The organism is uncultured Dialister sp. (genome assembly GCF_900541605.1).
Classification (GTDB): Bacteria; Bacillota; Negativicutes; order Veillonellales; family Dialisteraceae; genus Dialister.
In genome coordinates, this window is the sequence record NZ_UQKJ01000073.1 from 1 (window position 1) to 9,724 (window position 9,724).

Here is a 9,724-nt window from a genome sequence, read left to right on the forward strand (position 1 = left end):
TATTGAAATCTTTGATTATTCCGTTTTACTGCAAAAAAATCCCCACCGAGAACCAGTTCGATCATCATGGCGGTTCCCCAGCCGCCGGCTCCTATCATGGCAATTTTCAAAGGTATTACCTCTTTTCCCTGGAAATGGGCTTCTCTTCTCCTCGTAGAAGCCTTCTGATATTGTCTTTGTGTTTCCCGATGACGATGACTGCTGCCAGGGCGCCGAAGGCCACGTATTCCAGCGGCTCTCCCACCACCAGCATGACGATGGGGACCACCGGCGCTGCCAGGATGGATCCCAGGGAAACGATGTGTTTCCACTTGAAGAGGACGAGCCATACGAGGAAGGCTGCCAGCACGGCGGGGAAGCAGATGTAGGTGAAGGCGCCTACGCCGCAGGCCACGCCTTTGCCGCTCTTGAAGTGGAGAAATACGGACCAGTCGTTGCCGATGATGGCAAAGACGGCGCAGGCCAGGACGATGGTGGGATCCGGCATGCCCAGGTGGACCGCGATGAATCCTTTCAGGAAGTCGCAGATGAATACGGCGGCTCCCGCTTTTGCTCCCAGTTCCCGGTAGGCGTTGGTGGCGCCGATATTTCCGCTGCCCACTTTCTTCAGGTTCACCCCGTAGAAGACGCGGCCTATGATGTAGCCGCTGGGGATGGCGCCGATGAAGTAGGCCAGGATAATCCAGACGATGGACATCAGTCGTCGCCTCCGTCCTTCTTGCTCCGCACCACGATGCGGATGGGGGTGCCCTGGAAGCTGAAGGATTCCCGGAGCTTGTTCTCAATGAACCGGACGTAGGAGAAGTGGATGAGGTTCGCATCGTTCACGAACATGACGAACGTAGGCGGCCGGATGCCGACCTGGGTCATGTAGTAGATCTTCGCTACCCTGCCGGAATGGGCGGGCGGGGGATTTACCATTTTCGCATCTTCCAGGAGGTCGTTCAGCACGGCCGTGGGAATGCGGAGGCTCTGCTGCTCGGCGACGCTGTAGATCATGTCTCCCAGTTTATGGATCCGCTGCTTCGTGAGGGCGGAGCCGAAGAGCATGGGGGCATAGGAGGCGAAGGGCAGTCCATCCATGATTTCTTTCTCGAAGGCATTGATGGTGTGTTCGTCTTTTTCTACGGAGTCCCATTTATTGACGAAGAGGATGAGTCCCTTCCCCGCTTCGTGGATGTAGCCGATGATTTTCTTGTCCTGCTCCGTAAGCTTGTCCACGGCGTCGATGACGAAGATGGCTACGTCGCAGTTGTCGATGGCCCGGATGGAGCGGATGACGCTGTACCGTTCCAAAGGTTCGTCGATTTTGCTCTTTTTCCGCATGCCCGCGGTGTCCACGAGGATGAAGGTCTTGCCTTTGTAGGTCCATACGGAGTCCACGGCGTCCCGGGTGGTACCCATTTCGTCAGCTACCAGGGACCGTTCATAGCCCAGGAGGGAATTGATGAGAGTGGATTTGCCTACGTTCGGCCGGCCTACGATGGCGGTGCGGATAATGTCTTCCGATTCTTCTTCCTTCGTATCCGGGAATCCTTCGGTAATGCGGTCCAGAAGGTCCCCGAAGCCCAGGCGGTTCACGGCGGAAATGCCGATGGGGTCGCCGAGACCCAGGGAATAGAACTCGTAAATCTCCATTTCCTGGTTTTCGCTGTCCACTTTATTCACCGCCACCACTACGGGCTTTCCGGTCTTCCGGAGGAGGCCTGCGATGATTTCATCGTCCCCGGTCATGCCGGTCCTGGCGTCCACGACGAAGAGGATCACGTCCGCTTCTTCCACTGCCAGCTCCGCCTGCTGCCGGATGCCGCTGGAGATCTGGTCTTTCTCATTCCGGAATTCGATGCCCCCGGTGTCGATCAGGGTAAATTCTTTGTCCAGCCATTTCACGTCGCAGTAGATTCTATCACGGGTAACCCCGGGGATATCCTCTACAATGGACACGCGGCGCTGGGCCAGCCCATTAATAAGTGTGGATTTGCCGACGTTTGGCCGACCCACAATGGCTACGAGAGGTTTGCTCATAGGTTCCTGTCCTTTCAATTTTGTACGATATTTTACGAAATATACCTGTTATCCATGGAATAGCAACACTTTTCCATTTTTATTCATACTGTATTGAAATTGTATGACGGAATGGGAGGGATGTCAAGTTTATGGGGAAGCGTAAGCAGTAATCCACGGGAGCTGGAGATGGCTAGCAGTTAGGAATGAGGAATTAGGAATTAGGAATGGTGGTGCGGCGCACAATTCATATAGCGCCGCGAGTTTTTATTTCTTTTGGGGCTGGCAGCTTTGGGCTTACAGCTTACCGAGGGCAGCCGCTTCGCGGCGGGTGTCGGGCGGTTGGGGTTCGTGCGAACGGATGGGGCTTCTAGCTATTAGCTTCTAGCTGCTAGGAAAACCGGTCGGCCTGCGGCGCTGCTGGCTAACTGTACGTCCAGACGGACGGAGCCTTGAGCTTTGAGCCTTGAGCGGATTCGCCGCTTTCGCGGCTGGTGTCGGATGACTGAGTTTCGTGCGAACGGATGGGGACTTCTAGCTGCTAGCTGCTAGAAGCTAGAAGCCCCCACCTGTTTGCATGCTGCTCAGCCATACGCCACCGGGCCTGCTCAAGGCCCTCGCCCGTTCGCATGCGCCCAGCCCCTTTTTACGCAATAAAAAACTGCCTCTTTCGAGGCAGTTTTCAGGGGCCTATTATTCTTCAGCCGGAGCTTCGTCGTGGGAAGGAGCTTCTTCCAGGGCGAAGGAAATTCTTCTGCGGCCTTCATCGATATTGATGATGCGAACCTTGAGGATGTCGCCGAGCTGGCAGATATCTCCCGGTTTCTTGTTGTGGTCGTCGGTCATTTCGTTGATGTGGAGCAGTCCGGTGAGGCCGTCGTCCAGTTCTACGATGACGCCGAATTCAAGGATCTTTACAACCTTGGCATCCACAATGTCATCTACCTGATGGTCATGGATAGCGGTTTCCCAGGGGTTGGGCAGGCAGTCTTTGTGGCTGAAGGAAATTCTCTGTTTTTCGCGGTCGAAGGATTTGATCTTGACGTCGATTTCCTGTTCCGGTTTGAGGACATCTTCTACTTTGCCGATCTTCTTCCAGGAGATATCGGAAATGTGGAGCAGTCCTTCTACGCCGTTGATGCTGACGAATGCACCGTAGGGCATAATCTTCTTTACTACGCCTTTGAGAACGTCGCCGTTTTCATAAGCCTTTTCGATGACGTCCATTTCAGCGTTTCTTTCATCTTCCAGTACAGCTTTGCGGGAGAGGACGAGACGGTTCTTTGCGCGGTCCACTTCGAGAATCTTTGCTTTGAATGTCTTGCCTACCAGTCCCTGCAGGGAGTGTACGAAGCGGAGATCGCCCTGGGAGAGGGGAATGAATCCGCGGAGAGATTTAATCTGAACCAGCAGACCAACTTTGATAGCTTCGATGCCTTCGCAGTCAACGGCTTCGCCTTTTTCGAAAGCTTCTTCTACTACATCCCAGTCTGCCAGACGGTCTACTTTAATCTTGGATACGTAAATGGTGCTGTCTTCTTTAACTGCACTTACAATCTGGACGCGGAGTGTATCACCAATCTTCAGCACGTCCTTCAGGGATGCCGGTGCGGGATAGGAATATTCATGTGCCAGCAGGACAGCTTCGGTCTTATATCCGAAAGAGATATAAGCTTTGTCGTCGTACAGGTCTACGACCTTGCCTTCAACAACGCTGCCTTTGTGTACATCCAGGTTCATTTCCTCCTGATCCAGCATTTCCTTCATGTTTTCCATAATAAAAACTACCTCCTCTATGATCCAGTCCGGTGTGGATGCACCGGCGGTGATGCCAATCTTGTCCCGACTGTGGAACCAGCTCGGTTTTAGTTCCGCAGCCGTTTCGATATGATGGGTAACGGCGCCTTCTTCTCTGCAGATTTCTGCAAGTCTTGTGGTATTGGCGCTGTTGCGCCCGCCGATGACGATCATCACATCTACTCTATCCGCCAGCTCACGAGCCGCCTGCTGCCGCTGCATGGTCGCGTCACAAATGGATTTGTTCACGTGAAGGTCTTTGACCTTTTTCCCAATCGCAGCAGTAAGCCGGTCAGCCAAAGCAGCCGAGAATGTTGTCTGTATGACAATGTGGGCTTCCTGCATTGGTGGAAGTGCATCTACATCTTCCATGGTTTCTACCATGTAAGAATGTCCCACCGCCCACTCAGCCACACTTTTCATTTCGGGATGCTTCTTTTCACCGATGAGTATAACCTGTTTCCCGTCTGCCACCAGGCGCCTTGTGGTCTCCTGGTTGCGTCTGACGAAGGGACAGGTCGCGTCCATTAGGGCCAGATTTTTGCACTTAAGCATATTATAACACGAAGGTCCCACTCCGTGCGAGCGAATTATCACTGTTTCGTCGGTCAGGTCTTCCAGTGTATCCACCGGAGGAATCCCCCGACCTGCCAGTTTTCCCACCACCTGGGGATTGTGGATAATAGGGCCGTAGGTCACTGCTTTTATGCCGGAATCAGCGGCTTTTTCGGCGATTTTCATAGCCCGCCGTACGCCGTAGCAGAAGCCCATGACCTTTGCTTTGTAAATTTCCATTGAGATTTATTCCTGTCTTTTCTTTTGATATAGTCTGGGTTTAAATAATTTTATAAAAAAGTTCAATAGCCACGGATGATGACCGGGTATAGTGCTCCATACGTATGAATGGGGCTGAGGGTTGTGGGTGAACATCGCTACGCCTGTTCACCAGGTTGCAGGTGCTTCGCACCGGGGGCATAAGGTGGGCCAGCCGCCAAAGGCGGCGAATTCACCTCACGCCCCCGCTCCGGTAAGGCGTCAGCCTTACCGGAGCCACCACCCGGTTGGCAAGCGCAGCGATGCCAACCCACAACCCTTATGAACCATTCACTCCTATCCTATGGACCGAAAGTTTATCATCCATGCACCCTCTTCATGTAGTTATCCATGAGGTCCTGGATTTTCCCTTTGACCACATCATTCAGCTCTGCCACTTTTTCATCGGTGGGACGCTGTTTCTTGACTTCCACTGGCTTTCCGATGAGTACGGCCAGGGGTCCTTTTTTATGGGGCATCCACCGGGAGCCGATGACCGCCACCGGTACCACCGGGGTACCGGTCATGAGGGCCAGGGAGGCCATGCCGGAGTGGAAACGGCCCAGGCCCTCCCTCCGGATCCGGGTGCCTTCGGGGAAGATGCCCAGGGGATTGCCGGCTTTCAGTTCCCGGAGGGCCTGCCGGATGGCGGTCCGGTCCACGGTGCCCCGCTTCACGGGGAATGTGCCGAACTGCCGGATGAGCCAGCCCAGGAAGGGGTTCTTGAAGAGTTCTTCCTTCGCCATGTAATGGATAATGCGGGTATTGAAGGCCACGCCGATGAGGGGCGGGTCCCAGTCACTTTTATGGTTCGGTGCCACGATGATGGCTCCGGTCTGGGGGACGTTTTCCCGGCCTTCCACGTGGAGCCGGAAAATGACGAAGAAGATAAAATCCAGCACCGCTCTGACTATTTTGTATCCCATAGTACCTCCTGTTTATGCGAAATCAGGAAATTTCTTCCGGCAGATAGCGATGATGGCTTCTGCCGTGCCTTCCAGGGTAAGGTCTCCGTTATCCAGGAGTACCGCATCGTCCGCCTGTTTCAGGGGAGAGATTTCCCGGTGGCTGTCCAGGTAGTCTCGGCGGCTGATTTCCTTTTCCACGTCTTCCATGGTCATGTCCGGGTGCCCTTCGGTGAGTTCCTTGAACCGCCGGATGGCCCTGGTGTGGACGGAGGCGGTGAGGAAAATTTTCACATCCGCATGGGGCAGGACGGTGGTGCCGATGTCCCGGCCGTCCAGCACGATGCCCCCCTTCTCCCCCAGTTTCCGCTGGATGGCGGTCATGGCGGAGCGGACGCCGGCGATGGCGGACACTGCGGATACGTGGGAAGAGACTTCAGGCGTACGGATGAAGGGGGTCACGTCTTTGCCGTCCACGATGACGTGCATGGTGTCTTCTTTGGGAATGACTTCCATGTCCAGTTTTGCCGCCATGTCTGCGATGGCATCGTCATCGGTGAGTTTTCTCTCGAGGGCTTCGTAAGTGACGGCCCGGTACATGGCGCCGGTATCGAGGTAGGCATAGCCCAGGCGGGCTGCCAGGATTTTGGAAACACTGCTTTTCCCTGCGCCTGCAGGTCCATCAATAGCAATAGATAACTTTTTCATTCTGACTCCTTTACTGCGGACAGGGCTGCCAGGTGGCCTGTGGAAAATGCGGCCTGCAGGTTGTATCCGCCGGTGTAGGCATGGATATCCAGCACTTCTCCTGCCAGATAGAGATGCTTTATAATTTTCGACTCCATGGTGGAGGGATTGACTTCTTTCACAGAAACGCCGCCGGCTGTCACGATGGCTTCGGAAATGGGCCGGGTGCCGACGATGGTGAGGGGCATTTTCTTCATGGCCTGCACCAGTGCCAGCCGCTGGCCCTTCTTCAGTTCGCTCACCGGCAGGTCCCGGGGAATTTCTGCCAGTGCAAGAATCGTATCGATCATGCGGTGGGGCATGAGATCCACCAGGGCCCCGGCCATCTGCTTCAGGTGGTATTTCTCCAGGTCCCGGAGCACCCGCTTATCCAGTACGTCCCGGGTAAGGGCGGGCTTGAGGTCGATAGCCCCTTTCACCGCATGGCCCTGGGAAATCCAGAGGGATACCTTGTCCGACAGGGACAGGACAATGGGTCCGGATATGCCGAAATGGGTGAAAATCATTTCGCCGAACTCTTCGGCCTTCCGCCGTCCCCCGCCGTCCACGGAGAGGGTGACGTTCTTCAGGGATATGCCCTGAAGCTCCCTGCAGTACAGTTCGCTGCAGACCAGGGGAATCAGGGCGGGCCGGATGGTGGTCACTTTATGGCCCAGCTCCCGGGCCATGGCATAGCCGTCACCGGTGGAACCGGTCCTCGGATAGGAGGCGCCGCCGGTGGTGAGAATCACCGCATCCGCAGGGTAACGGCCTTTATCGGTCACAACGCCGGCGGCCCGGCCCTGGTCATTTATGATATGGCGCACCGGCTCTTCCAGGTGGAGCTGGACCTTTTCTTTCTTCAGGAGATCCATGAACAGGTGCCGCACTTCCTGGGCATCGTCGCTCTGGGGAAATACCCGGCCGCCCCGTTCCACCTTCGTGGCCAGGCCCCAGCTGTGGAAGAGGAGGAGCAGGTCTTCGTTATCAAACTTTTCATAGGCGCTGTAGAGGAATTTCCCGTTTCCCGGGGTCTTTGCGATGAAATCCATGATGGGGGCGCTGTTTGTCAGGTTGCAGCGGCCCTTGCCGGTGATGCCCATCTTGAGGCCCACCTTCGGCATTTTTTCAAAAAGCAGGACCTCCGCCCCTGCCCCTGCTGCGGTGACAGCGGCCAGGAGGCCGGCTACGCCGCCGCCGACGACGGCGATCCGTTTAGCGGTAGAGCTCATATAATTTTCGAACCTCCTCCGATGTGAGGCGGCGGTAACCGCCCCGGGACAGTCCGTCCATGGTCAGGAATCCATATTTCGTCCGGACCAGGCCGAAGACGGGATAGTGGTAGGCCGCCATCATCTTGCGGATTTCCCGGTTCTTCCCTTCATGGAGGACCATGCGGACCTTTGTCTTATTCTTTTCTTTATTGTATTCCAGCACTTCGATTTCACAGGGCGCCGTAATGCCCGTATCGATGCGGACGCCTCTGGACATTTTGTCCGCCAGCTTCATGGAATACCGGCCCCGTACCGTGACTTCATAGGTCTTTTCCACTTCGTGGCTCGGATGGGTGAGGATGTAATCCAGGTCCCCGTCGTTGGTCATGATGAGGAGCCCTTCGGAATGGTAGTCCAGCCGTCCTACGGGGAATATGCGCTCCCGGACCGTGCGGAAATAGTCCATCACCGTCCGCCGGCCCTGGGGGTCGGACACCGAGGTGATCACGTTATCGGGCTTGTAGAAGAGGAAATATTTTTTCCTTTCCGGCTTCACCGTTTCCCCGTTCACTTCGATGCGGTCCTTCACGGGATCCGCCTCGCTGCCCAGTTCCCGGACTATCTGCCCGTTCACCGTGACTTTCCCGGCTTCGATCATTTCTTCCGCTTTCCTGCGGGAGCAGATGCCGGCCTGGCTCAATATTTTCTGTAACCGTTCTTTCAAAATAAATCTCCTTCGTCCAGTTTTTCAGACCACCGGGTTTTCAGTTCGTTCACATCGGTGAGGCCGGTGCACTGCAGGAACCGCTTCGTGGTGCCATAGAGGATCGGCCTTCCCGGCACATCGAGCCGTCCCCGCTCTTCGATGAGGTCCTTGTCCATGAGGAGGGAAATCACCCGGCCTGCAGACACGCCCCGTATTTTTTCAATTTCCGCCCGGGTCACCGGTTCCCGGCAGGCCACCACCGCCAGGGTCTCCATGGCCGCCGGAGACAGGGGTGTCTGTTTCCCCAGGAGCGATGAAAGCCAGGAATCGTAGACTTTCTTCGTGGCCAGCGAATAGCCGGCGCCCGTATGGTGCAGGGTGATGCCTGAGTCGTCCCTGCTGTATTTTTCTTCCAGAAGATGCAGCGCCTTTTCCACGGTCACCGTATCTTCCCCCAGGGCCTCCCCCAGTTCCGAGAGGGAAACGGGGTTGCCCCGGGCAAACAGAAATGCTTCTATCGATGCAGAAAGGCCCGTAAGCCCTTTCATAGACTGCCTCCTTCAATCATAAAACCGCCGGCCCCATCAAGGATCCGGGCCTTTCCCAGCCGGATGAGTTCCAGAAGGGCCAGGAAAGCCACGGCCAGGTGGAGCCTGGTCTTTTTCTTCTTCAGATACTCCGTGAACCGCACCCTCTTCCCGGCGCCCAGGGCTTCCTGCCACTGCCGGATTTCTTCATCCAGCGATACTTCCTCCGACGGCATCCACCGTTCCTCTTCCTGGTGGATGGAATCGTAGAGGGAGAAAAAGGCAGCCTGCAGGCGGGCGAGGGAAATACGGCCCCGATAGGCTCCGCTCTTGAAGACCTCCGGTTCCCGCGTGCGGTAGGGCCGCTCCTCGTCCATGAGGTACTCGATGCGGGCCCGGATTTCCTTCATCTTCTTGAACTCCTCCAGGGACCGGGAGAGCTCCTGCCGGGGATCTTCCGAGTCATCGGCCTCTTCCTGCCGCTTCTTCGGCAGGAGCATGCGGGACTTGATGAGAAGCAGGGTGGACGCCATGGCAAAGAAGCTGCTTCCCAGCTCCAGATTGAACTCCCGGGCCTTTTCCAGGTAAGCCAGGTACTGGTCCGTGATCAGATGGATCGGAATGTCGTGGATGTCGATCCTGTTCTTCGTGACCAGATGGAGAAGCAGGTCCAGGGGCCCTTCAAAGAGGGGTATATTCACTTCATATGGTTCTATCCCGTTTTCTGCCATCCGGATGTCCTTTCTCTTCATGGGCACACTCACCCATCATGTCTTATACATAGTAACATAAGTAGGCCCTGACGGGTAGTGTGTGGATGGGTATCCGGCTGAACCTATGGATGGGGCATAAGGGTTGTGGATGAACTGCGCTTCCCTTGTTCACCGGGTTGTGGGCGCTGCGCGCCGGGGGCATAAGGTGGAATGGCGGCTGTGCCGCTAAGAGAAATGTACGCCGCCTTCAGGTGACCGTTTGTCCAACAGCCACCGCTTCAACGAGCGCCCGCCTGATCCTATCAACATTGACGATGTA

Annotated in this window: 9 protein-coding genes; all 9 read right to left on the minus strand. The window is 55.8% G+C overall.

Features of this window, described 5'->3' with window-relative positions; all coding sequences use genetic code 11:
- Positions 1–115: 115 nt before the first annotated feature.
- Positions 116–697 (minus strand): glycerol-3-phosphate 1-O-acyltransferase PlsY, encoded by a 582-nt coding sequence (gene plsY / locus QZR21_RS06160; protein WP_296974374.1) that lies wholly within the window; start codon positions 695–697, stop codon positions 116–118.
- Complete coding sequence (gene der, locus QZR21_RS06165; protein ID WP_296974378.1) at positions 697–2,025, minus strand: ribosome biogenesis GTPase Der; 1,329 nt, start codon at positions 2,023–2,025, stop codon at positions 697–699. Before der ends, plsY begins: the two co-directional genes overlap by 1 nt.
- A gap of 672 nt (positions 2,026–2,697) precedes the next feature.
- Positions 2,698–4,596 carry a bifunctional 4-hydroxy-3-methylbut-2-enyl diphosphate reductase/30S ribosomal protein S1 gene (locus tag QZR21_RS06170; protein WP_296974381.1) on the minus strand — a complete coding sequence of 633 codons (1,899 nt, stop codon included), beginning with the start codon at positions 4,594–4,596 and terminating at the stop codon, positions 2,698–2,700.
- A gap of 338 nt (positions 4,597–4,934) precedes the next feature.
- Entirely contained in the window at positions 4,935–5,540 is a 606-nt protein-coding gene (locus tag QZR21_RS06175; RefSeq protein ID WP_296974384.1) for a 1-acyl-sn-glycerol-3-phosphate acyltransferase, read from the minus strand.
- 12 nt (positions 5,541–5,552) lie between these two features.
- Positions 5,553–6,227, minus strand: coding sequence for a (d)CMP kinase (gene cmk, locus QZR21_RS06180; protein ID WP_296974387.1), 675 nt, complete (start codon positions 6,225–6,227; stop codon positions 5,553–5,555).
- Positions 6,224–7,477: an NAD(P)/FAD-dependent oxidoreductase gene (locus QZR21_RS06185; RefSeq protein WP_296974388.1), complete on the minus strand. Its 1,254-nt coding sequence runs from the start codon at positions 7,475–7,477 to the stop codon at positions 6,224–6,226. Before QZR21_RS06185 ends, cmk begins: the two co-directional genes overlap by 4 nt.
- Positions 7,461–8,183 (minus strand): pseudouridine synthase, encoded by a 723-nt coding sequence (locus tag QZR21_RS06190; protein ID WP_296974391.1) that lies wholly within the window; start codon positions 8,181–8,183, stop codon positions 7,461–7,463. Before QZR21_RS06190 ends, QZR21_RS06185 begins: the two co-directional genes overlap by 17 nt.
- Positions 8,180–8,713 carry an SMC-Scp complex subunit ScpB gene (gene scpB / locus QZR21_RS06195; RefSeq protein WP_296974394.1) on the minus strand — a complete coding sequence of 178 codons (534 nt, stop codon included), beginning with the start codon at positions 8,711–8,713 and terminating at the stop codon, positions 8,180–8,182. The genes QZR21_RS06190 and scpB overlap by 4 nt, the downstream gene beginning before the upstream one ends.
- On the minus strand, positions 8,710–9,444 hold the full coding sequence (locus QZR21_RS06200) for a ScpA family protein (protein WP_296974397.1): 735 nt from the start codon (positions 9,442–9,444) through the stop codon (positions 8,710–8,712). The genes scpB and QZR21_RS06200 overlap by 4 nt, the downstream gene beginning before the upstream one ends.
- Between the last annotated feature and the right edge of the window lie 280 nt (positions 9,445–9,724).

What these genes read in the sequence shown, in the direction of transcription:
- scpB (WP_296974394.1), bottom strand. Translation starts at nt 8,713, where the DNA reads ATGAAAGGGCTTACGGGCCTTTCTGCATCGATAGAAGCATTTCTGTTT.
- QZR21_RS06200 (WP_296974397.1), bottom strand. Translation starts at nt 9,444, where the DNA reads ATGAAGAGAAAGGACATCCGGATGGCAGAAAACGGGATAGAACCATAT.
- plsY (WP_296974374.1), bottom strand. Translation starts at nt 697, where the DNA reads ATGTCCATCGTCTGGATTATCCTGGCCTACTTCATCGGCGCCATCCCC.
- QZR21_RS06185 (WP_296974388.1), bottom strand. Translation starts at nt 7,477, where the DNA reads ATGAGCTCTACCGCTAAACGGATCGCCGTCGTCGGCGGCGGCGTAGCC.
- cmk (WP_296974387.1), bottom strand. Translation starts at nt 6,227, where the DNA reads ATGAAAAAGTTATCTATTGCTATTGATGGACCTGCAGGCGCAGGGAAA.
- QZR21_RS06170 (WP_296974381.1), bottom strand. Translation starts at nt 4,596, where the DNA reads ATGGAAATTTACAAAGCAAAGGTCATGGGCTTCTGCTACGGCGTACGG.
- der (WP_296974378.1), bottom strand. Translation starts at nt 2,025, where the DNA reads ATGAGCAAACCTCTCGTAGCCATTGTGGGTCGGCCAAACGTCGGCAAA.
- QZR21_RS06175 (WP_296974384.1), bottom strand. Translation starts at nt 5,540, where the DNA reads ATGGGATACAAAATAGTCAGAGCGGTGCTGGATTTTATCTTCTTCGTC.